This is a genomic window from Pseudoalteromonas sp. UCD-33C (genome assembly GCF_001306895.1).
Classification (GTDB): domain Bacteria; phylum Pseudomonadota; class Gammaproteobacteria; order Enterobacterales; family Alteromonadaceae; genus Pseudoalteromonas.
In genome coordinates this window covers 289,321-313,123 of sequence record NZ_LJTB01000001.1, presented here as the reverse complement: position 1 = coordinate 313,123, position 23,803 = coordinate 289,321, and the positions used below count along the sequence as shown (strand labels likewise).

The window sequence follows — 23,803 nt, the reverse complement described above, 5'->3', positions numbered from 1 at the left end:
CTTTGAGTTGGTGCAGCTAAATGCGAAGAGTAAAATTTTGAAATTAGTGAGAAACAATTACACAGTTGCAGTTGTTTATTCGTCACCAATATGGAGAAGTTTAATGAACGAAAGCTTGCCCTAATATGAATAGCTTAAAGGGTAAACAAAAATATGAACAAAATTACCAGAGGCTTAATTGTGCGAGTGAAATTGTAATCGAGGAGGGGAGTGCAGGCACCGAATAGGTTTTCAGTGCCTTAAAAAGCGAGTCGTTGTTATTTAACTTCGCCTAACTTTTCTGCATTGGCTTTACATTGGTTGTAAGCTTCAATGCACTTGTTGCTACAGACTTTATGAACTAAGCCATCAGCGGTGCTTTGTTGCTCACAGCTCGCTTCGCATTGATAGTTTTGCTGAGCACATTGCTGCATTTCTGGGTTTTCAATTTTGTTTGAGCAGGCAGACAGTAATGTCATAGCAAACAATGTTGCTGCAATTGCTGGTAATTTTTTCATGCTTATCCCTAGTTTATGTCTTTTCTTTGCAATCCATCTTACCCAGATTGTTGCTATTTAATCCAGCTCAACTTGTAAATTGTCAATTAAACGTACTGAGCCCAAATAAGCAGCAGCTAAAATAACAAGTTGTTTGTCAGCCACGGTGGCTGGTTTTAGTGTTGAGCGCTCTGCAATCGAATAATAGTCAGGTTTTAGTCCTGCCTTTTCAAGCTGTGCTTTTGCATCTGCCTCAAGAGCTGCAATGTCTGCGCTGCCTTGTTTAAGTGCCGTTGCAGTATTATTTAGTGTGGCAAACAGTACTCTTGCAGTGTCTTTTTGCTCATCAGATAAATAGCCATTACGAGAGCTCATTGCTAAACCTGAGATTTCACGGCAAGTAGGAACGCCAACAATTTCAACTGGGATAGATAGGTCGCGCGTCATGGTTTTAATAACCTGTAGCTGCTGAAAATCTTTTTCACCAAAACAAGCAAAGTCAGGTTGAACCAAATTAAATAATTTAGTGACAACGGTTGCAACGCCTTTGAAGTGACCAGGACGCGAGCCTCCACAGTAACCCATAGAAACACCCGGTACATCGACAAAGCTTTGCTCGCCTAAACCATTTGGGTAAATCGTCTCAACGGATGGGGTAAACACGATATCAGTACCAAGATCTGCTAAACCTTGTTTATCTTCGTTTAGTGTACGCGGGTAACTATCAAGGTCTTCATTGACACCGAATTGCATCGGGTTTACAAAGATACTCACAACCACTTTATCAGCCAATGTTTTGGCTTTTTCAACAAGTGAAAAGTGACCTTGGTGTAAATTGCCCATGGTAGGCACTAGCGCAATGCTCAGGCCCGCTTGACGCCAAGCTTTGATTTGGCTGCGTAACGATTTAATTTCAGTGATTGATTGCATTTATTTAAACTCGTGTTCGGTACTTGGGAAAGCACCACTTTTTACATCTTCACAATACTTTTGCACTGCTGCTGGCATATTGCCGGTTTCTAATAAAAAATTCTTTGAAAACTTAGGGATATAACCTGCCGAAATACCAACTAGGTCGTGCATTACTAAGATTTGCCCATCAGTTTGATTACCTGCCCCAATACCAATGGTAGGAATACTCAGTTCATCAGTAATACGTTTAGCAAGTTCACTTGGAATACATTCTAAAACAAGTAACTGTGCACCTGCCGCCTCAAGTGCTTTTGCATCGCTGACCATTTTATCGGCTTGAGATTGCTCACGACCTTGAATTTTGAAACCGCCAAATACATGTACTGACTGAGGTGTTAATCCTAGGTGGCCACATACTGGAATACCTTGTTGGGTCATTGCACGAATACTGTCGTGCAGCCATTCGCCGCCTTCAAGCTTAATCATGTTTGCCCCAGCACGCATCAGCTCAGCTGCATTTTTACAGGCATCAGCTGGGTTGGCATAGGTCATAAAAGGTAAGTCAGCAATCACAAATAATTCGCGGCTTCCGGCACGTACACAACGTGTATGATAAGCAATATCTGTGTTGGTTACTGCTAGGGTGTCATCAGCACCTTGCAGTACCATGCCTAGTGAGTCACCGACTAAAATCACCTCGACGCCATTATCATGAAACAATTTAGCAAAACTGGCATCGTAAGCCGTTAATGCGGTGATTTTTTGTTGTTCTTGTTTCATTTTATTGAGAGTTGAAACGGTGATTTTAGACATAATTTCCTCTAAGGCTTAGCCTTGGTTGATTACTGCTGAGGGAGTTGTTGTAAATCGTTTAAAGGCAACGTTTTTGTTATATCAGCAAGTGATTGATTATTCGGTAGTACAAGTGTTGGTGCAATTTCCAACAAGGGATAAACAACAAATTCTCGCTCTGTTAAGCCATAATGAGGCACAGTTAAGCGAGGGGTGTCTATCACGTCATTACCGAACAATAAAATATCTATATCAAGGGTACGCGGACCCCAGCGTTCTTCTTTTCTAACACGGCCATGCTCAAGCTCAATGGCTTGAGTTAAATCAAGCAACTGCTCTGGCTTAAGTGCAGTTTTAACACACGCGACTGCATTTACATAATCGGGTTGATCTTGTGGCCCCATTGGTTTGCTTGCGTAATCATGGGATACACAAACAAACTCAACGTCTTTTAATGCTTTTAGGGCAGTGACAGCAGCATGAATTTGTTTACGTGGTGTGTTTAAGTTGGCACCTAAACCTAAATAAACGGTATTCATACTTAGTCTACTTTTTTCTTGCGTGGGCGACGACGGCGCTTAGGGCCACCTTGGTGTCCTAAACTTTTAACCATTTCTTTTTGACCATTGATGTCTTGGCTTAGGTAGGTTGTCCACCAGTCAGCAAGCTCTGTTTGCTGCTCTTCGCCAGCTTGCACACGCAGTAGTAAGAAATCATAGGCAGCCTTGAAGCGAGGCTGTTGAGTGAGCCTGTAAGCACGCTGACCACCTCGTTTATCAAGGCGTTGCTGAATATGCCAAATATCGCGTGCACCCAAGGTGAAGCGTTTTGGTACTGCTACATGTTGCGCGTTTTCACTCAGTACTTTGTTCATTGCTTGTGCAAATGCATCGTACTCTGAAAGTTGGTCGCGTTGTTGTAACTTCTTCGCAATGCTCTGCAATGGGAACCACAATAAGGCTGCAAAAATAAAGGCTGGGGTGACTTTTTTATCAGCATTAATACGTTTATCGGTGTTTTTAAACATTTGCAGGATAAACGTATGCTCAAAGCCTTCAGGGTTGGCATCTAAGATTTTATCAAGAGCAGGAAATAATGCTTTGAATAAACCATACTGGCGTAGCATTAAGTAGTTTTCTTCAGCTTTGCCGTTTAAAAACAATTTGAGTGATTCTTCAAACAAACGAGCAGGCGGAATATGATCAAGTAAATTAGCAAGGCCTTTAATTGGCTTTTCGGTGCCAGGTGCAATGCTCATTCCTAGTTTGGTGGCAAAACGCACTGCACGTAACATGCGCACAGGGTCTTCACGGTAACGTGTTTCTGGGTCGCCAATTAGCTCAATTTGTTTTGCTTTTATCGCGCTAATGCCATTGGCATAGTCATAAATACAAAAATCGTTAATTGAGTAGTAAAGTGCATTAATCGAAAAGTCGCGGCGCTCAGCATCTTCTTCGATGCTGCCATAGACATTGTCACGCAGGAGTTGGCCGTGTTCACTTGATTGGCTAATTTGATTTTTGCTTTCTTCGGCTTCGTGATGGCCACGCATGGTCGCCACTTCAATAATTTCTCGACCAAACACGATATGGGCTAAACGAAAACGGCGACCAATTAGGCGACAGTTACGAAATAGCTTTTTGATTTGCTCAGGGGTTGCGTTTGTTACAACGTCGAAGTCTTTTGGTTGTTGGCCTAACAATATATCTCGAATACAACCACCTACAAGGTAGGCATCAAAACCACCTTCTTTAAGGCGGTACAATACTTTGATTGCATTTGGGCTAAATTGTTTGCGCGAAATACCATGTTCACTGCGCTCGATCACCAAAGGTAACTCGCTCGTTGGCAAAGCATCACTTGATGTCGTGGCATTTGGGCCAATAATCTGCCGACAAAATTGAAAAAGCTTAGAAATAATAATCTGTCTCCTACGACGCGGACTTTGCGACTCATCAAGTATAGCGTTTGTTTGATACTTCGCCGATGTGAGATTGACGTGTAATCAGTGTGTTTTAAATGGCGCTAAATTAAGGTGTTGATGATTCGCACACTTTGGGTCGCTATCATATACCAGCAGGGCTGAAAAATTAAGTTACCCGGCCTTTAAAATTGGCAATTTATTTTTCAATAGTAACAAAGTTACAAAAAGGAGAGTTTGGATCCTCGCTAACTTGTATTTCTTGCACCTTTGGTATGTGTTCAAGGCGGTAAGTTTCAATAGCCCATGCTAACATCTGATCGATATTTAACGATAAAAGTGAGCTTTCTGGCTTTAAGCCTAAAAAGCGCAAGGCATCGAACAACGCAGGCTTTGGATCTGATTTTGCTATTGCCGGAGCGTAATTTTGTTTTGATAGCTTAAAACCGGGTTTAGCTACTGCTAAAGGTAGGTGGGCGTATTCTGGGGCCGGTTTATTTAGCTGCTTAAACAAACTGAGTTGTCGTGCGGTAGGTTCGAGTAAATCAGCGCCGCGAACGACTCTTGTAATATCTTGTGCAATATCATCGGCGACTACGACCAGTTGGTAAGCAAATAAACCATCGCTTCGCTTTATTAAGTAATCTTCTTTGGCAAGTTGGCTATCAACATACACTTTACCTTGAATTAAATCATGGTATTGACTGGTTGCAAATTGCTGGGTTAAACGTAGCGCTGAATCAGTTAAAGCGTGGTTTTTATACCGGCAGTGGCCTTGGTATATTCCACCGATTGTTTTAATTTCTTTGCGCGTGCAATGACATGCATAAACAAGGTTCTGCGAAATTAACTCGTCAACAATGGCTTGGTATTGCTCATGACGCTGGGTTTGGTATATGACAGGCTCGTCCCAGTAAAGACCGTAAGCCTCTAAGGTATGTAATATATCGTCACTAGCACCGCTTACAACACGCGTTGTGTCGATATCTTCAATGCGTACTAACCATTTCCCTTGATTGGCTTTTGCATCAAGGAAGCTACCCACAGCCGCTATAAGTGAGCCAAAATGTAATGGCCCTGAAGGGGATGGCGCAAAGCGGCCACGATATTCACGCATTGGCGTGTTAACGGCTGTGGTAGACATGGGCTAATTAAAGGATGTAATTAACCGCGTCCAGATTGCTTTTCTTTAATTTCCGCAAGCGTTTTACAGTCTACACATAAATCAGCTGTAGGACGCGCTTCTAGGCGGCGGATACCAATTTCGATACCACATGATTCACAGAAACCAAAGTCATCTTCTTTGATTAATTGAATCGTTTTTTCAATTTTCTTGATCAGTTTACGCTCACGGTCACGAGTACGAAGTTCTAATGAGAATTCTTCTTCTTGTGCTGCACGATCTACTGGATCTGGAAAGTTAGCTGCTTCGTCTTGCATATGCGATTTAGTACGGTCTACTTCGTTACGTAAATCGTTACGCCAAGCTTCTAAAATTGTTTTGAAATGAGCACGTTGTGCTTCATTCATATACTCTTCACCTGGCTGTTCTTGGTATGGTTCCAACCCGGCCTGAGCCAATAACCCTAGTCTTTTTTGGTCTGGCATAACTTTCTCCTAAATCCTTAATATTTTGCCCAGCGTTAGCCGGCGGCTATAAATAGCAGAATCATTAGACTGAGGCAAATTTATTTTTAATTAATCCTCTTGACCTTGCGCTAATGATTGCTCAAATAATTATGGGCGGTTTTGTAAGCCCTTAACTATCCATAAATTTTTTAAATTTGCTAAGTTATATGGGCAAAAAAAAATAATACAACTAAAATAGTGCTTTTATTGTCGTTTTAGTAAAAGAGTAGCTTAGTTCAGAAAATCACATTTTTCTTGCAACTTAATTTCTTCTGCCGAAATTTTTGCTTTATAAGCAATCACTTCAACACCATTATCTATAGCTTCAGTTAAAAGTTTGGCGTATTTCGGGTCGATATGTTCCGCCGCACTTACTTGATTGATACCTTCATGTAAAACGGCAAAAAATAATACTGCACGATGTCCTTGTTGCACCACTTCTATTAACTCTCGCAGATGTTTTTGGCCTCGCTCAGTTTTTGCATCCGGAAAATACCCTTGCCCAGATTGTGGTTCTGTTTGTGAAAGTAATGTCACAGATTTTACTTCTACATAGCAATGGGGTTTGTGTTCACCTGTTAATAAAAAATCGATACGGCTATTTTCTTGGCCGTATTTTACTTCTGCAGCAATTGTTTGATAGTCAACAAGTTCAGTAATCGCGCCTGCATTTAAGGCTTCTTGTACAACGTTGTTTGCAATCGCGGTATTAACACATATTAAGTGATCGAATTGGTTCTGAGTTAATTGCAAGGATTGAGGGAACTTACGTTTGGCGTTATCACTGGTTGAATAAAACGCTTTAAATCCAGGCTCTGCACAGCCCGTCATTTTGCCGGTATTAGCACAGTGAGCTGTAAACTCTACGCCATCGGCAGTTTTTAAGTCGGCTAAAAAACGTTTGTAGCGTTTAATTAAGGTAGCTGTTTGTAATGCGGGAGTAAACTTCATGGCTCTTAGTAATTCGTTTTTCTTTATTGTAAGTGATTCATTACGAGGATTGAACCACATCTCATAATGCTATTTATCGCAAGCTGTTGGGAACTGACGTTGGCTGTAGTAAACTCGAGTAACATTTTTAGCGCAAAGAGTATTCTAACATGTCAGAAAAATTTCTAGTTCAACTTAGCGAGCAGGGCGCTGCCGCACATTGGGGCGAAAAAGCCGCTCTTTCTTTTACTGAACAAGGCGCAACTGTTCATTTAACTGAGCAAGATACACTTAAAAACGTACAAAAAGCAGCACGTACGTTAGCTAATCAAGGCTTAAAAAATATTGCCTTAGTGGGCGATGTTTGGTGTACAGAAACACAATGGGCTTTCTACCAAGGCTTTGTTTCACCAAAGAATTTAGATGCTATTGAGTTTGTTGAAAATGCAAAAACAGACGGCAAAGAATTGGCTTCTTTAAAGCAAGCTGCGACGTGGGCTCGTCAAATGATCAATGGCACAGCTGATGATATTTTCCCAGAGAGCCTAGCTGGTAAAGCAGCTGAGTTTATTCAGTCACTAGCACCTGAGCACGTAAGCTACCAAATTATTAAAGGTGATGCTTTATTAGAGCAACAATGGATTGGTATCCATGCGGTAGGCCGTGGTAGTGAACGTCCACCAGTATTATTAGCATTAGATTACAACCCAACTGGTGATGAAAACGCGCCTGTTGCAGCCGCTTTAGTTGGTAAAGGCATTACGTTTGATTCAGGTGGTTACTCAATCAAAGCAAGTGAAGGCATGTTAGGCATGAAATGCGACATGGGCGGCGCAGCAACTGTGACTGCAGGTTTAGCACTTGCTATTAGCCGTGGTATCAACAAACGCATTAAGTTGTTCTTATGCTGTGCTGAAAACTTAATTTCAGGCCACGCCTACAAACTTGGCGATATCTTAACGTATAAAAATGGTACAACGGTTGAAATCGTTAACACAGACGCTGAAGGTCGTTTAGTACTAGCTGATGGCTTAATGGCAGCAGGTGAGTCTGGCGCGCCATTAATCATTGATGCGGCAACCTTAACAGGCGCTGCGCTTGTTGCTGTAGGCCAAGAGTACAATGCATTGTTTGGTCTTGATAAAGAGCTTGTACGTGACGTACAAGACTTTGCAGAGCAAGAAATGGAAGCTGCTTGGCCATTACCACTTGAAAAATGGCACCAACAAAATTGCCCGTCGCCATATGCTGACACAGCAAATAGCCGCCCACAAAAAGGTGGTGGCTACGGTGGTGCTTCCAATGCGGCTGGTTTCTTATCACGCTTTGTGCCAAATGAAGGGAAAGGTTGGGTGCACATTGACCTTGCTGCTGCATTTAACATGGGTAGCACAAGCGAGTGGGCTGCGGGCGCAACAACTCAAGGTATGCGTACCGTTGCAAGAACATTACTAGAAAAAGCATAAGCAATTTACTTTTTCATTAATCCCCTTAACTTTATCTAAGTTAAGGGGCTCTTTTGATCTAAAGGGGAATTTTACAAACTGATACAAGCTTTTTTGAGTAAATTAGTATAAAATCACGCCCCACATTTTCTCATCCTGTGGTTAGTTTTTATTAAATTAGCTACACTTGAATGATCAATTCACACTGGGGTCTCTATTTATGTCAGATAAGTGCTATATCACTGCGCAGCAGCTTCTTGAAGATTCATTTCGTGTTGCGGCACAAGTTTATGAAGATGGTTTCCGTCCTGATTTCATCATTGGTATTTGGCGTGGTGGTGCTCCAATTGGTATCGCAGTTCAAGAATATTACGATTACAAAGGTATAGAAACTGACCATATCGCAGTGCGTACTTCTTCGTATTACGGTATTAACCAGCAATCTAAAGAGATTAAAGTTCACGGTTTGCATTACATCATTGAAAATGCCAATGCAGACAATTCATTACTAATCGTTGATGACGTGTTCGATTCTGGCCGCAGTATTTTTGCATTAAAAGAAAAGCTTTCGGAGTTAATGCGTTTAAACCTACCACGTGATATTCGCGTTGCATGCCCATACTACAAGCCGAAGAACTCAAAGGTAGACATGGTGCCAGATTACTTCATTCATGAGTCTGAAGAGTGGTTAGTGTTCCCTCATGAGCTTTCAGGCCTAACGCCAGACGAAATTATCGAAGGTAAGTCTGATTTAGCGAACATCCACGACATTTTACTTGAAAAGTAACCTTGTTCAGATTATTCATAAAAGGCTCTTAGTGGGCCTTTTTTATTGTCTTTAATTAAGTGCGTAAAACTCCCCATTGATAATAGTGGTAGTTTAAGCAGCGTAAATGCATTGATGCTTATCACAAAAGAGTAACTTGGTGTTTATGTATATTTTTTAAAGGCAATAAAAAACCGCGCATAAGCGCGGTTTTAAAAGCTTTATTAGCGTTGTGGACTAGCCACCGTTACCAGAACCACCAGTACCACCAGTACCACCAGTACCACCTGTGATTGGTTGTTCAACAACTTCACAAACTGTTGGGATATCTAAAGTTGCAGCTGTAGTATTGCCTGTAACTTCAGAGGTCAGCCATGTGTAGTTGTTGTAATCAAAGTACCAAGCTGTGTAAGTAGTACCCTGCTCTAAATCAACATTGAATGTGCCGGTAGAGTATACAGATTGTACAAATTGGTTACCAACTTGGAAAAATACCGGAGTAGGAGTCTGTACAGGATCTGTACCTACATCGAATTCTTCTGTGTTACTACAAACTAGTTGAGTCGTAATCGGTTTAGATACGATAACAGGTGATGCAATTGTAAGTTTCAGATCTTGGTTATTTAAATCACAAAGATTATCAACAGACATAGCAGATGCATTTCCATCAGCGTCAGAAGATAAACCATCAAGTACGTTAACACCATTACTAAGTACTTTAACTTTTACTGGGAATGATGGTGGGTTAAAGATAGTAGCTTTTGAATAATCACCAGTATAGCTTGTTAATGTTCTTCTAAAACCGTTATTTTCTAAAATAATAGTAGTTCGCGCTGTGTTAGCTGCATCATTACTATCTAAAATGTCAAAAGAGAAACTTGAACATTGTTGGTTGTTGAAGTAATCAAGGTTCCAGTATGATAGGTGATCTACGTCAACAGTTACGTCAAAAGTGCTGTAAGTACCATCTAGAGGGTCATTAGAATTAACTGTTACTTCACCATAGCTCTCAAAAGTCCACTCGCCTACATCTTCATCATAACTCCATACAGGGAAAATGTCGCCAGCAGCAATTTTGCGAGCTACAGGGTTAGCTACGGTACATGTACCACTTGCAAAGCCATTAGCTTCAGCATATGTTGTTACATCTTCACCATCAGGAAGAGTTACTGGACATGGGTTAGAAGTTTTTTTATCAACTTCCATTGCAACAGTAATAGAGTTTCCTTCACCGAAACTTTTTACTTTGTTACCCTCATCATCAACTAATTCGATAGCTACAAAACCACCAGATGTAAATGAGCCTGATACTGCCGAATCAGAACCATCAGGATTTGCTACAGAAAGAGCAAGGCCGCCTGGAAACGCATCTAAAGACGAGTTTGTCGTAGCAGCGCTTTCTGACTCATTATCGTTGCGAGTTGCTTCATTTGCGAAGTAGGCAACAGTCATTTTAGGAGCTGAAGTTAGAGCATTACCGTCTGTGTCTAAAAATTGTGTGCCATTTTTGATTTTTACACTTGCACTACCTACAGCTGTATCAGCTTTATCTGCTGATATAGCTTGCTTTAATTCAATCTCGTCTTTATCACCAGTGACACTTAATCCAGTAGATGGATCGTACGCAACCGTAGTTCCGTCTTCAGCTAAGTCAGCTAGATCTTTAGTATCAGCTACGATAGCTACATCAGAGTCAGCAAGGGTTCTTGGTGTTAATCGGATTTCTTGAGCTGCGACGTTGTCTGTACTACTAACAGATAATGTACCTGAATTGTTTAAATAACCTTCAGCTGAAACAACATAGCTATAGCTAATACCATCAGCAGGAATAGAGTCAACAGTGTAAGCGAAAGTACTTGTAGTCGTTGACTTTGTGTCATCAGTTAAAGCTTCACCTGAAGCCGTCAATAAGCCATCTTCAGATTTAAAAGTAATAGTTGCAGTTACTGTATCAGCAAGGCGAGTACCAGTGATATCAACAACATTAACAGTGATAGTACCAGCTTGAACTTCAGCTGCCGTAGGTGGAACTGCTACATTTTGTGTTGGAACTGGTGGCTCAGGCACTGTGTCGTTTTTGTCGTCATCACTCAAACAACCACTTAAGCTTAAAGTGACACCTAACGCTAGCGCTAGCTTGGTTAGTTTAAATTCATTGTTTCCCATAATCGTTACCTTTCTTTCCTTTCTCGTAAAGTAATCAGACTTTTATTAGAGCAAATAGTACCGGTTTGTGCACCGAAAAAACGCCACACATGGTTATCTGTTATTGAAGGATAAGCGTACATTATATATACGTCAAGTGAACATTATATATACTTTCATTAATAAAATAAGAAAGTTCTGTCTTATCTTTCAAGTGCAACAGCTGATAACACACCGCTTTGCAAAATTATAATATAGAGCTTTGCAGTAAAGAAGCTTAACTCTATGAATATTTATAGATTATCCAACTGAACTTGTGCTGACTTTGCTTTTCAGTTTGGTAATATTATTTTAAAGCATTTAAGAAAAATTTGTAACACATTTATAACTGTGCAAAACTTTCAACGTAGTCGCTAAGCTTGTCGATATCTACTACTTGTAAACCTTGATTGCTTCGCTGCACTAAGCCTTTCTCAACTAGTTCTGTAACTACTCGTCTATAAGCTCTTTCTGTGGTAGCAAAGCGTTCTGCTTCGGCATTTACGGTAGGGTATGCACGCAGTAGTGTTGGGTTGCTGTTTTCAGCTCTTAACAAGCAATCTTTAGCTATATTGTAGCTAAGTGGTAATAGTAGTTTATCTAAGTTTATTTTTTGGTTTTCTTGGAACTTAGCAGCAATAGTTTGCGCTGTGTATAAGCTTAACTCAGGCTTTTCTAATAGTAGTGCGCGCCAATGTTTAAGCTCAATTAGGTTGTAACTTACATCGCTAAAGCACGTAACTGTGTAAATACACGGGTAGTTATTCAGTGCTTCAATCTCACCAATCAGTGTATTGTTACAATCAAGCTGGCCCAAAAGAAGGCGTCGGCCATTCCCCACGTCATAACTGAACGACACTGTGCCGCTTCTCACTAATACGAGTTTTGACAAGGGTTGATCTTGGTGGATCAGCACTTCTTTTTTAGCTTGTTGAAAACTACTGCCAGCAAATGTCAGTAATTGGTCAACAAGATAGCTTGAAAAATGATATTGAAACATTAACGCCGCTCTTCGGACAATTGTCCTATTTATTACATCTTAATGACGTTAGCATTAAGATTCTAAGAATTTACGCTAACTTGCTAGTAAGGTGTTTCACGTTACTGATACCTTCATTTCCCGTGTAATGATTTTAAAGCCAAGATTATTCTTAAGCTTTACAAGGTTTTTAGTAAGTTAGCTTTTTTATTTTATTGTCAAAGTAGCACTGAGTGCGTCAAAAAAAATGACAAGCTCCAATGCTAACCTAAAGCCTAGGAGAGAACAATTGAGTTGGGAATATTTAGGCTATTTAGCGTCAGCACTGTTGGTTGCCTCTTTGACAATGAGCGATGTAGTAAAACTACGTTGGCTTAACCTAGCAGGGTGTATTGCATTTACCTTCTACGGATTGGCAATTGGTGCTGTCCCGGTTGCCTTCACCAATGGTTTACTGGCGTTTGTGAATATTTACCACATCATTAAATTAAAGCGTCAGCAAAAAGCTGACGCCGAGTAATATTATTCCTCTTTTTTATATTTTAGCTCGCCCGCAATCCAAGTTTGTGTCACGTTTATATCGTGGATCTCAGAAACTGGGGCTTTGTAATAGTCTTTATCAATCAAAATAAAGTCAGCCCACTTTCCTTGCTCTAAACTACCTACCTTAAACTCTTGATGTGCAGCATAAGCACCACCTAAAGTAAAAGCACGCAAAGCTTCATCACGCGATAGCAGCTCTTGTGGTCGCCAGCCACCTTCAGGAAGTTGATTATGATCCATTCGTGTAATTGCTGAATATAAGCCATCAAACGGATCAGCAAGCTCTACAGGAAAGTCAGAACCTGCTGCAATCACTGAGCCTTGCGCTAAAAAGGTTTTCCAAGCATACGCCCCTTCAAGTTGTTTTTCAGTTAGGCGCTGCTCTGCCATATGCATATCAGAGGTTGCATGAACAGGCTGCATTGATGGAATAATTTTTAACGTTTTAAAACGAGGGATATCTTCAGGAGTAACAATTTGTGCGTGTTCAATTCGGTTACGCAGTAAAATCCCACCGGTTTTTTTGAATACATTTTCATAAGCATCGAGCACCACGTGATTGGCTTTATCACCAATTGCATGGGTGTTCGCACTAAAGCCATGGGCAAAGCTTAAGTTGAATAGCTGCTCAAGCTTTTCTTGCGTTTCAAGCATTAAGCCGTGGTGATTTTTACGATCTGCGTATTCCTCGATGAGAGCTGCGCCTCGACTTCCCAAAGCACCATCCGCATACACTTTGACACTGCGAATCGACAGCATGTCATTCATGTCTTTATATTTTCCGGCTTTGAGCATGGTTTCTAGTTGAGGATCGGCTGCACTTAACATGGCAACGATTCTTACGGGGAGGGTACTTTGCTCAGAGCGCTGCTGGTACACTTGCCACGTATCATAATCGATACCGGCATCATGGGTTGATGTAATACCCAAACTTAGTAGATGTTTACCTGCATTATCTAATGCCGTATTAATGCTGGCATGGCTTGCTTTTGGTACATGTTGGGTAATAAGTGTTTCAGCTTTATCGATGAATACCCCAGAAGGTAAGCCTGAATCCAGCTTTAAAATTTCACCGCCGGCAGGAGAGGGAGTTTGTTTATCAATACCTGCAAGTTCCATGGCTTTTGAGTTAACCCACACAGCATGGCCATCAACGCGAGAAAGTACCACAGGTTTGTCTTTTACATACTTGTCTAAATCAGCTGCAGTTGGAAACTCACCGCCAGGCCATTGCTCTTGATTCCAACCGCGACCAATGATCCAACCTTGTTTATCTTTGGCAAACTCAGCCAGCATTTTGCCAACCTCATCTGCCGAGCGCGTATTCCTGACATCAAGTTGTGAAAGGTTATTCCCTAAACCAATTACATGGCCATGAGCATCGACCAAACCAGGCAATAGTGTGGCTTGTTTACCATCAATTGCGGTGGCGTCTGGGAAGCTGTTTTTAATTGAATCATTACCTGTTTTTACGACTTTACCGTCTTTAAAAACCAGTGCAGAAAAGTGTTGGGTTTCACCTTTGTAGGTAGGCGTGTAGCCATTTACATTGTAAATAACAGTGGTGTTGGCAAAGCAGCTAAGTGAAGCTGTTGCTAGTAAGCTGATGATGAGTTTCATAATCTTCTAATAGTTTTTATTGATTTACGAAAACAGTATCAGAGTTGCAGTAAACTGCAACTCAGCAGCAGGTAAATAATTAACTGTAACTCTTTATTTGCTTGCGTAGACCTTAAATTCACTGAGCGATAATTTATTATCTTTATCGCTGTCGTAGTTTTTGAAACGTGACCACAGAGCAGGATCTCTCGCTGACTCTGAACGAGTCAGGTAGCCATCGTCATTACGATCAAGTTGTTTAAATTTTTCACCAATACTATCTGCAGCAAAACTTATTGTGCTAAATACACCACATAAAATTAGGCTGGCAAAGGTTAATTTTGACATTATTTTAACTCTTGTTTGTTAAATAGTGTTTAAATTCAAGGAGCGAGATTTGTTGATCTTTATCTGTATCCCACTGCGCTATGCGTTTTTGCAAGTGCGGTTGTGATGACAGTTCCTGCACAGATAAAAAACCATTTTTATCTTTATCGAGGTGATCAAATCGTTGTTTTACATCCAATGCTAAGCTATTGAAGCTTATAGTAATTAAGGTGCATGAAGCAAGCCAGAAAATTCTCATAATTACTCTCCTTTATAAATAAAAGTGCTTGCCATAATTTAACTCCCAAAATTTAAATCCGTTTACACATTCCCTCTGGGATTATGGCAAGCACTTTAAGCCGTTAAGGTTTGAATTTTTCAAACTCTTGTTCAGACAAAACCTGATCGCCGTTTTCATCCAGATCAGCAAATTGCTTAAGTAAGTTATCGTGTTTAGTTGCTTCAGTTAATGAAATCTCGCCGTCGGCGTTTGTATCAAATTTAGCAAATCGAACATCCATTTGTGATGCTAAAACAGTGGCGCTGATAACTAAAAACATCAGCGAGAATGCAGCTAAAAGTTGTTTCATTACAATCTCCTATTGAATAAACGACTGAAACTCAGAAAATGAAATTTGGCCATCTTGGTTACTATCAATTTGCGTAAAGTTGCCATGTAATAATGCATCTTCAGATGCTTCTGCTTCACTCAAAAAGCCATTACTGTCTTTATCAAGCTCGTTAAACGTTGTTTGCAAATCTAGTGCATAACTACTTAGCGAGGTGAGACTTATAAGCAGGGTGGCTACCTGGGCCGTTACTTTCATTTTGTGTCCTAAATAACTAATTTGCTTAGTACTAATCAAAATCAGTGCCAATGTTAAAAGGTTTTAATTATCAATAGTTTATAGTTTTTATGTGGTTTTGAATGCGAAATAGTTACAGGGTGTTGTGTCTTTTTTGCAACGATTTTCAGGTGTTAAAACTTTATCCATTTTATTTCAATGAGTTAGCCTGTTGCCAAATAGCAACTTTGTATCGGTTTTTGGATAAAAATCAGTACTTTTTAAGGTCGGATTCAGCGAGTGTCTAAGTTTGTTCACTAATAATCAGCATCTGCAATTATGTTGAGAGTGAATATGCAAAATACAGTAGCGATAAAAATAAAACAGTTACTCAATTGGCGACCTAGTCTTATTGGCCAGTTCGTCTGTAGCATTTTGCTGTCTTTACTACCGTTATCTTTGGTGGTGATTTTATTTTTAAATGCGCTTAATAAGCAGCTAGCGGTGACTCAAGAAATCGTCGGTGACAATTACGAAATCACTAAAGCATTTAATAACCTCAAACAAGACTTAAATAGCTTAGAAAGGGCAACTCGACAAAATTGGGTGCTTAAAAGTGAATCCCTCGATAGCTTGATTGCCAATAAGTGGCAATCCTCACTGCAAAGTATTGATGAGCTTATATTTTTAAGCCCAACCGCTGATTATGTCTCACAGTGGCGGCAATTGGCTGAGGTATTACAATTTGCACAACAGCACTTGTTGATAGAGCAAAAGCAAGATGGTGAGTTATTTGCTCCTGCCAGCAAGCTTATCAGTGAGCAAACAAATTGGCTCAAAGAGCAAAATGAATTACGCATCACAAAAAATCAGCAGCAATTAAAAGCACTTCAAACTTCATTCATTAATTGGTTAGTTGCGTTAATTCCTCTCACGTTATTGGTTGGAGGCGGGTTTCTTTGGCGGATCAGCGGACGGCTTAGGGAACTCACACATGTGATTGATAAACTAGGGCAAGGCCATTGGCAGCAAAAAATTCAAGTTCGTGGCTCGTCAGAGTTAGTTGAATTAGGTAATAAACTAGAATGGGTTCAAGCACAGTTACATATGCTTGAGCAGCAAAAAGATACGTTTTTACGCCATGTGACACATGAATTAAAAACTCCCCTCGCTTCTATGGTTGAAGGGACTGACTTACTTGTAGATGAAATTGTTGGTCCAATCAATAGTGAGCAACAAGCTGTCCTTGAGTTAATAACACAAAGTATGGTGCGACTCAGAGCCATGATTGAAAGCCTATTGAGTTACAACGCTATCCGCACGAGTAAGCAAAGCCTAAGCGAGCTTAATTTTAACGTGATGATGAATAAAATTGAGCGTCATTTTGAGCACCGATTATCAGCGCGTGACTTATCCATTACTTGGGTTAACGAGTTACCAAATAAAGCCTTGTTTATCTCAATTGAGCTACTTGAAATGGTGCTTATTCAGCTTACCTCAAATGCGCTGAAGTTTTCGCCGGAACACGAGTCAGTGACAATAAAAGCAAGCTTAAAACAGGGGCAGTTAATTTTGAGTGTCTGCGACTTAGGAGTAGGAATAGACGACACTGAAAAAGCCGCCGTGTTTGGGGCTTTTTACCAAGGCAAGAATGCAAAACAACATACTGAAATGGGCAGCGGGCTCGGTTTAACTATCGTTAAAGAAACCGTTGAACAATTAAACGGTAAGCTCTCTATTACAGATAATGAGCCACAAGGGTGTGTATTTACAGCCATTTTACCAATTCAATTAACCCAAGGAGTTAACTGATATGGGCTTAGCGAATAAAGCCAGTTTTATGCTTGTTATAGGCACACTTTTTATAACAGGGTGCACGATCACGCAAAAGCATGTTGAGCCAGAGCAAGTAGAGCCGACAGCAGAAGTGAAACCTCAAGGGCAACCTAATCCCAAGCCTCGGCCGAAAAGTGAGCCGTTATACCCGCCTGCAAGTACAGTCATTGCTTGGCATGCAGCCAAATGTGGTGGCTTTAAAGCGGCTTCTGATAAAGCAAATTATGTTGGCGAAAATGAGCTAAAGCGTCTGTTTGAATCAATTTGTTTACTCGGTGCTTCAGAGCCAGAAAAAGCCCTTAATCAGCTTGAAAAAAGTGACCATGCTTTTTATTGGCCAGATGATATTAAGCAGTATCTATGGTTACAAAAGCAATATTTACAACAGAATTTAGCGGCAAAACAAGCTAAGCAAGCGCTAAGTGATGAAATGGACAAAACCTTATCGTCGCTTGCGACTATCGAACAACAACTTCTGCTACGTGAAGAAACCAAGGAGCAGTAATCATGAATGAAGTAACAAAAGCACGGGTTTTATTAGTAGATGACGATGCGAGTTTATTAAAGTTACTAGCGATTAGAATTGAGTCTAAAGGCTATTTGGTAAACACAGTTGAAAGTGGCATTGAGGCATTACAAACACTAAAAAACCAAACCTATGATGCGGTGATCACTGACTTAAGAATGGATGAAATGGACGGCATGGCTCTTCATCGCCAATTACAAAGTCGTTACCCTTCAATGCCGGTGATTATGATGACAGCACATGGTTCGATACCTGATGCCGTGGAAGCGACTAAACAAGGTATATTTGCGTTTATTACCAAACCGGTTGATAAAGATGAGCTGTTCGACAGCCTTGCTAAAGCTATCGAGATCCATGGTGTACACGGTGATGAAACACCCACACAAACGAATATTGTCACCCGTAGCGGCGCGATGTTGCATCTACTTGAGCAAGTTAAATTGCTTGGTCCAACGCAAGTGAATGTGTTGATCTCAGGTGCCAGCGGCACAGGTAAAGAGCTGCTTGCACAAGCAATACATCAACACAGCCATGTTAGTGATGGGCCATTTGTGGCAATTAACTGCGGCGCAGTGCCGGGAGAGCTTTTAGAATCTGAATTGTTTGGGCATAAAAAAGGCGCATTTACAGGTGCAGTCAAAGACCATCAAGGTTTGTTTCAACAAGCACAAGGTGGTACCCTTTTTCTAGACGAAATTGGTGATATGCCGCTAAATTTACAGGTAAAACTACTGAGGGTTTTACAAGAGAAAACCATTCGCCCTGTGGGCTTTCAAGAAGAGATCCCAATTGATGTGCGGGTAGTGTCGGCGACTCATAAGAATCTTCCTGAGGCAATTAGCAATCAGCAGTTTCGTGAAGATTTATACTACCGATTAAATGTGGTGAACTTAAAACTGCCTCCGCTTTGTGAACGCAGAGAAGATATAAGTTTGCTAGCACAGCATTTTGCAGGTCTAATTGCTAAACGTATGGGGCAAGAGCAAAAGCAGTTTGCCAATGATGCAATGCATGCTTTGGTGCGCTATGACTGGCCGGGTAATATCCGTCAATTACAAAATGTAATAGAGCAGGTAGTAGCCCTTACACCTGGTAAAGTGATTGCCGCTCAGCTAGTAGAGAGTGCATTAAACAGTAATGTTAGTATTGCTGAGCCACTTTCGTTAAATGATGCAAAAAAAGAATTTGAGCGAGACTATTTAATTAATACGCTGAAAATGTCAGCGGGTAATGTTGCCGAAGCCGCAAAGCTTGCGAAACGTAATCGCTCAGATTTTTATAAATTAATTAAAAAGCACAACATTAATGTTGAAAGCTTAATATAAGGAAAAACATGGCGCTTTTTTTAGTCTATCTGGGCGGTCGTATTCAAGGTTGCCACATTGAAATGCACGACGTTCGATTTGTTGTAGGCGATAACATTGAGCAAACCTATTCAAAGTTAAAAGCACAGTGGGTGGGTGATAAAAGCAATGTGCACATGGATAGTTACATGCAAATTCAGCACATCGATGGCTATCAGGTCGAAGTGGTTGATACTGCGCATCACCAAGCCGAAAAACTGTATTTTGTAAATTTAGGTGCTTACCGAGCAGATAGTCTTGCGGAGCAACATGATTTTGCATTGTACGTTGCCCGTAGCAGTGAAGAAGCAAAGCAACGCGCTAAAGAGTCTTTATTGGCTGGAATGACTCATCTTCATAAAGATGATTTACACGATGTAGACGATTGTTTTGCGATTGACTTACTTGATAGTAATTTATCAATCAAATTAACGCCAAGCGGGCAAGCTCAAGCAATGAAGCCCGATTGGTTTGGCTATTACGTTCTTTGATCTAATCTTGGTTATCGTTTTTACTGGCAACTTTAAAGGCGATAATCACCAATCCAAACAAGGCAAATGGCAGTGCAGCGAGTAAATACTCAACGGTATGGCTGTCTTGGTAGTTAGGCTGGAGTAGGAAGTGACCTGCAACACAAAGCAAAATAGCCACGAACAAAACGGGCAGTAAAATCAGTTCTTTTTTAGGTGAGTGTTTTTTCATTACAAGGCGTTATATTCCAAAGGTGCGCCATTGTAATGAGCTACCCTTAGCTAGGTCAAATAAGTTGCTTTGTAGTTTGCTTTATATTGCGCTGTATCAACTTTTTTTGTGTCAGCTTTTACAGGCTGCTTTTTTGGAGCCACTGGTTTATCGGTTGCTTCATTATAGCTAAATAGCCCCATAATGAACTCAATCTCTTCACGTTGTAATCCAGATCGCATGATGCCCTCCAAAGAATAATTTGCCTTTTGTATTACAAATATTACGTCCTGTAATCTGAATTATCGGTGAATACTCAGTCATTAAACTGTAATCATATGTAACGCAAATATGCTTATTAAATAGGCAGCTCCACAGTGAATACAACACCTGTGCCATCAGCTAAATTTTCTGCTAATACTTTACCGTGATGGTAATCGCAAATAAGCCTTACAATATAAAGGCCTAAACCCAAGTGTGGCTGCTGCTGATGTTGCTGACTTCTCACCGAGACCATTGAGTCGAAAATGTGTTCAACTAAACCGTCAGGGAGCAAAGGCCCTTGGTTGCTGATTTTTAATAATGCATGCTGCTCTTGCTTGGTTAAGCTGACTGAAATTGTGCTTTGCGGGGTTTTAAACTCAAGTGCATTGTTGATGAGCTTATCGAGTAATTGCGCAATAAATTCTGGTGCGCCACTAACATTTAACGGCTCCTTACAAAGCGACAAGGTAAATAGGCTTTCACCATAGGTTATTTGATAGCCCTGCATGCAGCCGGTGATCACCTTGGTCAGGTCAAACTCTTCTGCCTCGGCATTTTGAATACTTTGTTCAAGGCGCGTTGCTTCACTCATGGTGGTAATAATTTTACCTAACCGCTCAACCCCTTCACTGGCACGGTCGAGGTATTTTTGACTCAGTTCAGATTGCGGCTGCATTTGTAAGTTTTCAAGTGATGAGCGCACAACAGCCACGGGCGTACGCAGTTCATGGGAGAGTCGTGATGACATATTTTCTAGGTAATCAGTATAACCACTTAAACGGCTAACAATGTTGGCAAAGCTGCGAGAAAGGTCGCCAATTTCGTCATTCGAATCGGCATAAGTAATCTTGCCAGTGATCCGCCCTTGAGCATCAATAGCTTGCTCGGCATTATCACGTAAGCGGCGAATACGGCTGGAAATTCTTGAAGCAAAAAAGAACAGTGTCACAGTACCAACAAGCATCACCGCTAAGATGACATTAAAGAGCTTTTCTAAGGATTTATTACGCAGAGTGCGCACGCCGTTGGTGGTTTCTTCTGCGATTACTGCACCAATGACTTTATCTTGGATCCAAATAGGGTAGGCCGCCGATAAAATAACGGCTTTGTTATCTGGGGTTAAGCGCCATGATGATGCGGGTTTACCATTTAAAGCACTGGCTATGTGAGTACCTTGCATCGCTGCGACATCATGCAAGGTATCAATAAACTCATTTTCTGGGCGAGTTAAAATTTTATAGTAAAGTGGGTGTAAGTAATCTTGCTCAAAGCGTTGCCACCATGTTGTTGCAGGCTCCTCTTTTAAGCCGTCTGCCCAAACGCCATCGGCATGATGAATTGAGCCTGATTGCGCAAGTACACGATGATGGTTATCGACGACCCAAATTCGACTGCCACTGTGGCCCATGCCTTTCAAAATACGGTTAATTTCTGGTGAAGGCACTAAAACTGAGCCGATATCATTTGGGTTTTGCAGGTTTGAGGTCGACATTAGCTGAGGCTCAACTTTGTCTTCATCCCAATCTTCAATCGCAAAACCAAGCTTATTACCTAGCATCGAAAGCGGAAAACGCAGCTCTATGTTGTAACCCGTATCGGTGCTTTTAAAATAGCCTTGGATTTTAGTGACCGGCTCTTGTGTCGTAGCATCAAAGGCATTAACCCAACCATCTTGACGGGCAGCCACCACATAACTTTTAAATTCACCTTCAGGTGTTTTTAACATGATCTGAAAGTGATCATTACGGGTAAAGCTCAGCACATTTTTAGCACGATACACCAGTGAGCTGTCAGTGACTTTAAATGCCGCATAAAGGTAGTTTTCGTACTTGCCTACCATGTGATCAAAACTTAGATCACTATCTTGATGCTCATTGCTTAGCCCCTGTAAGTAGCGTTTGTCATAATGCCAAAATAAGCTTTGGTAAGGCTGCCACTCCGACAATTTACCATCAAGCTGAATCGGGTTATTTAGGTTGTAAGCGTATAAATCTCGGCCTTTTACAACTTGATCTAAAAAGTTGGTTTGCGAGTCAAACAAAGCGGGGCGTTCATGTAATGCGGTTGCGAGTGCGCGGGTGGTGCCTACTAAGGTTTTTTCTTGCCCTTGTCTTAAGAACTTTTCCATTTCCCAAACATATTCATAGCCAAGCCAAGGCAATAAAAATAAAAAGCAGGATAAGAAAATAAACTTTGTTCTAAGCCCAAAACGCAGCATTAAGCTTGCTCCCAGCGATAACCCATACCGTAAACGGTATCAATGCAGTCAAATGCACCATCTAAAGCAATAAATTTTTTACGAATACGTTTTACGTGAGAAGTAATAGTGCTGTCATCAACATAAATCTTGGCATCACTCATTAATTCGTTGCGGCTTTTTACATGGCCTGGACGCTGTGCAAGTGAATGCACCATCCAAAATTCTGTCACAGTTAAATCAACCAGTTGCTCTTGCCAAAAAACCTGCATGCGCTGAGTATCTAACTTTAATGGGCCGCGATGCAAAAGAGCGGTTTGATCGGCGGGTTGGTCGAAGGCATCAAGGCGTCTAAACAATGCGCCAATTCGAGCAGCAAGGTGCGCCATACTGATGTCTTTAGTTAAGTAATCGTCAGCACCCATGCGCAGGCCGCATACGGTATCAATTTCGCTATCGCGGGCGGTTAAAAATATAATCGGTAAGGTTTTAGATAGACTTCGTAATGTTTGGCAAAGTAAAAAACCACCATCCACTTCATGGCCAAGGCCAATATCAACAATGGCTAAATCTGGTAAAGATTGACTAAATGCCAGTTCAGCACTGGATCTGTCAGCAAAGCCTACAACCTGATAGCCCTGAGCGCTGAGCATTTCTGTGTAGTTTTCACGGATTGCAGTTTCATCTTCAACGATTGCTATTTTCTTCATTGCTAATACTTACTTAAATTCTTTCTATAGCGAACTATACCTAATTTTTTGCCTTGCGTACTGGCAAAAACGCGATTGCCATTTTTCTGCCACAATTGCTCAGCAGTTTGCCTTTTTTGATCCCCTTTATTGCCATTTCGACTTGTTTTAATAGCTCCATACCAAGTTTGCAACACCAACCAATGTTGCCAAGCAATTAAGTAGAAAAAGGATTAAACCATGAAAAAATTAATTATTGCCGCTGTTATCACATCTGCTGTATCTGTAGCCCCTTTTGCAGATGCTGCGAGTCAAAGTAAACAAGAAACACCAAAAGAAACAGCCATTGGCTTAGGTGCTGGCGCAGTTGTTGGCGGCATAGTCGGCGGCCCAGTGGGAGCATTTATTGGCGCGTTTGCTGGTGGCTTAATTGGTGAAAAAGAAGCGGCAGACAACACCATTGATGAACAAGCTCACGCATTAGTTGTAATGAAAGAGCAAACCGCTGATTACCAACAAGTGATTGCCGATAACGCAGCACTAAGTGAGCAGCTTGAATTATTAGCTGACGAAAAAGAGCAGTTACTACAAGCCCAATTAAACACCTTACTGGCGATGACGGTACAGTTTAAAACCGGCTCTAGCGAAATTGCCCCACACTTTGCTAATCAACTCGACAAAGTCGCGCAGTTATTGATTGCCCAGCCAAATTTGGCTATCGACTTAAATGGCTTTGCAGATCAGCGTGGTGATGAATTGGCTAATTTAATGCTCTCAAAACAGCGTGTAAATGCAGTGCAAAGCTACTTAATTAAACAAGGTGTGCCTCATACGCGCTTAACCGCAACCGCCTTTGGTGAGCAGCAAAGTGTTGCCGATTCAAATAACTACGAAGACAACGTGTTTGACCGCCGTGTAACCTTAACGACACGCCCTGTGTCACAAAGCAGCTTACGTACAGCACAAAGTAACCACTAAT

At 41.1% G+C, this 23,803-nt stretch carries 27 protein-coding genes; 8 read left to right on the top strand and 19 right to left on the bottom strand.

What is annotated here, in order from left to right:
* Nucleotides 1-257 precede the first annotated feature (257 nt).
* The 8 genes from AOG26_RS01330 to sfsA form a co-directional block, all read right to left on the bottom strand.
* Complete coding sequence (locus AOG26_RS01330) at nt 258-458, bottom strand: hypothetical protein (RefSeq protein ID WP_370625252.1); 201 nt, start codon at nt 456-458, stop codon at nt 258-260.
* Nucleotides 459-554: 96 nt separating this feature from the next.
* Nucleotides 555-1,406, bottom strand: coding sequence for a pantoate--beta-alanine ligase (gene panC / locus AOG26_RS01325; RefSeq protein WP_054560877.1), 852 nt, complete (start codon nt 1,404-1,406; stop codon nt 555-557).
* Complete coding sequence (panB, locus tag AOG26_RS01320; protein WP_054560876.1) at nt 1,407-2,201, bottom strand: 3-methyl-2-oxobutanoate hydroxymethyltransferase; 795 nt, start codon at nt 2,199-2,201, stop codon at nt 1,407-1,409. It abuts the gene before it with no gap.
* 29 nt (nt 2,202-2,230) lie between these two features.
* Nucleotides 2,231-2,719: a 2-amino-4-hydroxy-6-hydroxymethyldihydropteridine diphosphokinase gene (gene folK / locus AOG26_RS01315; protein ID WP_054560875.1), complete on the bottom strand. Its 489-nt coding sequence runs from the start codon at nt 2,717-2,719 to the stop codon at nt 2,231-2,233.
* A 2-nt stretch (nt 2,720-2,721) separates the two neighbouring features.
* Complete coding sequence (gene pcnB, locus AOG26_RS01310) at nt 2,722-4,008, bottom strand: polynucleotide adenylyltransferase PcnB (protein WP_235575459.1); 1,287 nt, start codon at nt 4,006-4,008, stop codon at nt 2,722-2,724.
* Between the two features lie 292 nt (nt 4,009-4,300).
* Nucleotides 4,301-5,245 carry a tRNA glutamyl-Q(34) synthetase GluQRS gene (gene gluQRS / locus AOG26_RS01305; RefSeq protein WP_054560874.1) on the bottom strand — a complete coding sequence of 315 codons (945 nt, stop codon included), beginning with the start codon at nt 5,243-5,245 and terminating at the stop codon, nt 4,301-4,303.
* 20 nt (nt 5,246-5,265) lie between these two features.
* A complete protein-coding gene (gene dksA, locus AOG26_RS01300) occupies nt 5,266-5,709 on the bottom strand; it encodes an RNA polymerase-binding protein DksA (protein ID WP_054551179.1) in 444 nt (147 codons plus the stop codon).
* 252 nt (nt 5,710-5,961) lie between these two features.
* A complete protein-coding gene (sfsA, locus tag AOG26_RS01295; protein WP_054561190.1) occupies nt 5,962-6,681 on the bottom strand; it encodes a DNA/RNA nuclease SfsA in 720 nt (239 codons plus the stop codon).
* 149 nt (nt 6,682-6,830) lie between these two features.
* Between sfsA and pepB the strand changes: the two genes are divergently transcribed.
* On the top strand, nt 6,831-8,126 hold the full coding sequence (gene pepB / locus AOG26_RS01290; protein ID WP_054560873.1) for an aminopeptidase PepB: 1,296 nt from the start codon (nt 6,831-6,833) through the stop codon (nt 8,124-8,126).
* Between the two features lie 199 nt (nt 8,127-8,325).
* Complete coding sequence (locus AOG26_RS01285) at nt 8,326-8,892, top strand: phosphoribosyltransferase (protein ID WP_054560872.1); 567 nt, start codon at nt 8,326-8,328, stop codon at nt 8,890-8,892.
* A 216-nt stretch (nt 8,893-9,108) separates the two neighbouring features.
* Here AOG26_RS01285 and AOG26_RS01280 read toward each other — a convergent pair whose 3' ends face one another.
* A complete protein-coding gene (locus AOG26_RS01280) occupies nt 9,109-11,037 on the bottom strand; it encodes a hypothetical protein (protein ID WP_054560871.1) in 1,929 nt (642 codons plus the stop codon).
* A gap of 361 nt (nt 11,038-11,398) precedes the next feature.
* The gene (locus tag AOG26_RS01275; protein WP_054560870.1) at nt 11,399-12,055 is read right to left on the bottom strand and encodes a Crp/Fnr family transcriptional regulator; all 657 of its coding nucleotides are present in this window, start codon (nt 12,053-12,055) and stop codon (nt 11,399-11,401) included.
* A gap of 268 nt (nt 12,056-12,323) precedes the next feature.
* On the opposite strand from AOG26_RS01275, the gene AOG26_RS01270 reads away from it, so the two are divergent.
* On the top strand, nt 12,324-12,554 hold the full coding sequence (locus AOG26_RS01270) for a YgjV family protein (protein WP_054560869.1): 231 nt from the start codon (nt 12,324-12,326) through the stop codon (nt 12,552-12,554).
* A gap of 2 nt (nt 12,555-12,556) precedes the next feature.
* Here AOG26_RS01270 and AOG26_RS01265 read toward each other — a convergent pair whose 3' ends face one another.
* From AOG26_RS01265 to AOG26_RS01245, 5 genes are all read right to left on the bottom strand, one after another.
* The gene (locus tag AOG26_RS01265) at nt 12,557-14,197 is read right to left on the bottom strand and encodes an amidohydrolase (protein WP_054560868.1); all 1,641 of its coding nucleotides are present in this window, start codon (nt 14,195-14,197) and stop codon (nt 12,557-12,559) included.
* A gap of 93 nt (nt 14,198-14,290) precedes the next feature.
* Nucleotides 14,291-14,524, bottom strand: a complete 234-nt coding sequence (locus AOG26_RS01260; RefSeq protein ID WP_054560867.1) for an EF-hand domain-containing protein — start codon at nt 14,522-14,524, stop codon at nt 14,291-14,293.
* A 4-nt stretch (nt 14,525-14,528) separates the two neighbouring features.
* Nucleotides 14,529-14,762, bottom strand: coding sequence for an EF-hand domain-containing protein (locus AOG26_RS01255; protein ID WP_054560866.1), 234 nt, complete (start codon nt 14,760-14,762; stop codon nt 14,529-14,531).
* A gap of 103 nt (nt 14,763-14,865) precedes the next feature.
* On the bottom strand, nt 14,866-15,093 hold the full coding sequence (locus AOG26_RS01250; RefSeq protein WP_054551189.1) for a hypothetical protein: 228 nt from the start codon (nt 15,091-15,093) through the stop codon (nt 14,866-14,868).
* A 9-nt stretch (nt 15,094-15,102) separates the two neighbouring features.
* The gene (locus tag AOG26_RS01245) at nt 15,103-15,330 is read right to left on the bottom strand and encodes a cag pathogenicity island protein Cag25 (protein ID WP_054560865.1); all 228 of its coding nucleotides are present in this window, start codon (nt 15,328-15,330) and stop codon (nt 15,103-15,105) included.
* A gap of 312 nt (nt 15,331-15,642) precedes the next feature.
* Here AOG26_RS01245 and AOG26_RS01240 point away from each other — a divergent pair, with 312 nt between their 5' ends.
* The 4 genes from AOG26_RS01240 to AOG26_RS01225 are packed head-to-tail and all read left to right on the top strand — an operon-like array spanning nt 15,643 to nt 19,484.
* Nucleotides 15,643-17,100 carry a sensor histidine kinase gene (locus AOG26_RS01240; RefSeq protein ID WP_054560864.1) on the top strand — a complete coding sequence of 486 codons (1,458 nt, stop codon included), beginning with the start codon at nt 15,643-15,645 and terminating at the stop codon, nt 17,098-17,100.
* 1 nt (nt 17,101) lies between these two features.
* Nucleotides 17,102-17,629 carry a hypothetical protein gene (locus AOG26_RS01235; RefSeq protein ID WP_054560863.1) on the top strand — a complete coding sequence of 176 codons (528 nt, stop codon included), beginning with the start codon at nt 17,102-17,104 and terminating at the stop codon, nt 17,627-17,629.
* A 2-nt stretch (nt 17,630-17,631) separates the two neighbouring features.
* Entirely contained in the window at nt 17,632-18,975 is a 1,344-nt protein-coding gene (locus tag AOG26_RS01230) for a sigma 54-interacting transcriptional regulator (RefSeq protein WP_054560862.1), read from the top strand.
* 8 nt (nt 18,976-18,983) lie between these two features.
* The gene (locus tag AOG26_RS01225; RefSeq protein ID WP_054560861.1) at nt 18,984-19,484 is read left to right on the top strand and encodes a DUF1543 domain-containing protein; all 501 of its coding nucleotides are present in this window, start codon (nt 18,984-18,986) and stop codon (nt 19,482-19,484) included.
* A gap of 1 nt (nt 19,485) precedes the next feature.
* On the opposite strand, the gene AOG26_RS01220 is transcribed toward AOG26_RS01225, so the two are convergent.
* The 4 genes from AOG26_RS01220 to pdsR all read right to left on the bottom strand — a co-directional run bounded on the left by AOG26_RS01220 (nt 19,486) and on the right by pdsR (nt 22,845).
* The gene (locus AOG26_RS01220) at nt 19,486-19,695 is read right to left on the bottom strand and encodes a hypothetical protein (RefSeq protein ID WP_054560860.1); all 210 of its coding nucleotides are present in this window, start codon (nt 19,693-19,695) and stop codon (nt 19,486-19,488) included.
* 50 nt (nt 19,696-19,745) lie between these two features.
* Nucleotides 19,746-19,916 carry a hypothetical protein gene (locus AOG26_RS20780; RefSeq protein WP_160316762.1) on the bottom strand — a complete coding sequence of 57 codons (171 nt, stop codon included), beginning with the start codon at nt 19,914-19,916 and terminating at the stop codon, nt 19,746-19,748.
* A 116-nt stretch (nt 19,917-20,032) separates the two neighbouring features.
* The gene (pdsS, locus tag AOG26_RS01215; protein ID WP_054560859.1) at nt 20,033-22,156 is read right to left on the bottom strand and encodes a proteobacterial dedicated sortase system histidine kinase; all 2,124 of its coding nucleotides are present in this window, start codon (nt 22,154-22,156) and stop codon (nt 20,033-20,035) included.
* A complete protein-coding gene (gene pdsR / locus AOG26_RS01210; RefSeq protein WP_054560858.1) occupies nt 22,156-22,845 on the bottom strand; it encodes a proteobacterial dedicated sortase system response regulator in 690 nt (229 codons plus the stop codon). Before pdsR ends, pdsS begins: the two co-directional genes overlap by 1 nt.
* 219 nt (nt 22,846-23,064) lie before the next feature.
* Here pdsR and pdsO point away from each other — a divergent pair, with 219 nt between their 5' ends.
* Nucleotides 23,065-23,802, top strand: coding sequence for a sortase-associated OmpA-like protein PdsO (pdsO, locus tag AOG26_RS01205; protein ID WP_054560857.1), 738 nt, complete (start codon nt 23,065-23,067; stop codon nt 23,800-23,802).
* Nucleotide 23,803 lies beyond the last annotated feature (1 nt).

Excerpts from the sequence above, each read along its gene's own strand:
- AOG26_RS01330 (WP_370625252.1), bottom strand. The coding sequence starts at position 458 with ATGACATTACTGTCTGCCTGCTCAAACAAAATTGAAAACCCAGAAATG.
- panC (WP_054560877.1), bottom strand. The coding sequence starts at position 1,406 with ATGCAATCAATCACTGAAATTAAATCGTTACGCAGCCAAATCAAAGCT.
- pdsR (WP_054560858.1), bottom strand. The coding sequence starts at position 22,845 with ATGAAGAAAATAGCAATCGTTGAAGATGAAACTGCAATCCGTGAAAAC.
- AOG26_RS01250 (WP_054551189.1), bottom strand. The coding sequence starts at position 15,093 with ATGAAACAACTTTTAGCTGCATTCTCGCTGATGTTTTTAGTTATCAGC.
- AOG26_RS01280 (WP_054560871.1), bottom strand. The coding sequence starts at position 11,037 with ATGGGAAACAATGAATTTAAACTAACCAAGCTAGCGCTAGCGTTAGGT.
- sfsA (WP_054561190.1), bottom strand. The coding sequence starts at position 6,681 with ATGAAGTTTACTCCCGCATTACAAACAGCTACCTTAATTAAACGCTAC.
- AOG26_RS20780 (WP_160316762.1), bottom strand. The coding sequence starts at position 19,916 with ATGCGATCTGGATTACAACGTGAAGAGATTGAGTTCATTATGGGGCTA.
- gluQRS (WP_054560874.1), bottom strand. The coding sequence starts at position 5,245 with ATGTCTACCACAGCCGTTAACACGCCAATGCGTGAATATCGTGGCCGC.
- AOG26_RS01275 (WP_054560870.1), bottom strand. The coding sequence starts at position 12,055 with ATGTTTCAATATCATTTTTCAAGCTATCTTGTTGACCAATTACTGACA.
- pepB (WP_054560873.1), top strand. The coding sequence starts at position 6,831 with ATGTCAGAAAAATTTCTAGTTCAACTTAGCGAGCAGGGCGCTGCCGCA.
- AOG26_RS01260 (WP_054560867.1), bottom strand. The coding sequence starts at position 14,524 with ATGTCAAAATTAACCTTTGCCAGCCTAATTTTATGTGGTGTATTTAGC.
- panB (WP_054560876.1), bottom strand. The coding sequence starts at position 2,201 with ATGTCTAAAATCACCGTTTCAACTCTCAATAAAATGAAACAAGAACAA.
- AOG26_RS01235 (WP_054560863.1), top strand. The coding sequence starts at position 17,102 with ATGGGCTTAGCGAATAAAGCCAGTTTTATGCTTGTTATAGGCACACTT.
- AOG26_RS01225 (WP_054560861.1), top strand. The coding sequence starts at position 18,984 with ATGGCGCTTTTTTTAGTCTATCTGGGCGGTCGTATTCAAGGTTGCCAC.
- AOG26_RS01255 (WP_054560866.1), bottom strand. The coding sequence starts at position 14,762 with ATGAGAATTTTCTGGCTTGCTTCATGCACCTTAATTACTATAAGCTTC.
- AOG26_RS01240 (WP_054560864.1), top strand. The coding sequence starts at position 15,643 with ATGCAAAATACAGTAGCGATAAAAATAAAACAGTTACTCAATTGGCGA.
- pdsS (WP_054560859.1), bottom strand. The coding sequence starts at position 22,156 with ATGCTGCGTTTTGGGCTTAGAACAAAGTTTATTTTCTTATCCTGCTTT.
- folK (WP_054560875.1), bottom strand. The coding sequence starts at position 2,719 with ATGAATACCGTTTATTTAGGTTTAGGTGCCAACTTAAACACACCACGT.
- AOG26_RS01245 (WP_054560865.1), bottom strand. The coding sequence starts at position 15,330 with ATGAAAGTAACGGCCCAGGTAGCCACCCTGCTTATAAGTCTCACCTCG.
- AOG26_RS01285 (WP_054560872.1), top strand. The coding sequence starts at position 8,326 with ATGTCAGATAAGTGCTATATCACTGCGCAGCAGCTTCTTGAAGATTCA.
- AOG26_RS01265 (WP_054560868.1), bottom strand. The coding sequence starts at position 14,197 with ATGAAACTCATCATCAGCTTACTAGCAACAGCTTCACTTAGCTGCTTT.
- pdsO (WP_054560857.1), top strand. The coding sequence starts at position 23,065 with ATGAAAAAATTAATTATTGCCGCTGTTATCACATCTGCTGTATCTGTA.
- AOG26_RS01220 (WP_054560860.1), bottom strand. The coding sequence starts at position 19,695 with ATGAAAAAACACTCACCTAAAAAAGAACTGATTTTACTGCCCGTTTTG.
- AOG26_RS01230 (WP_054560862.1), top strand. The coding sequence starts at position 17,632 with ATGAATGAAGTAACAAAAGCACGGGTTTTATTAGTAGATGACGATGCG.
- dksA (WP_054551179.1), bottom strand. The coding sequence starts at position 5,709 with ATGCCAGACCAAAAAAGACTAGGGTTATTGGCTCAGGCCGGGTTGGAA.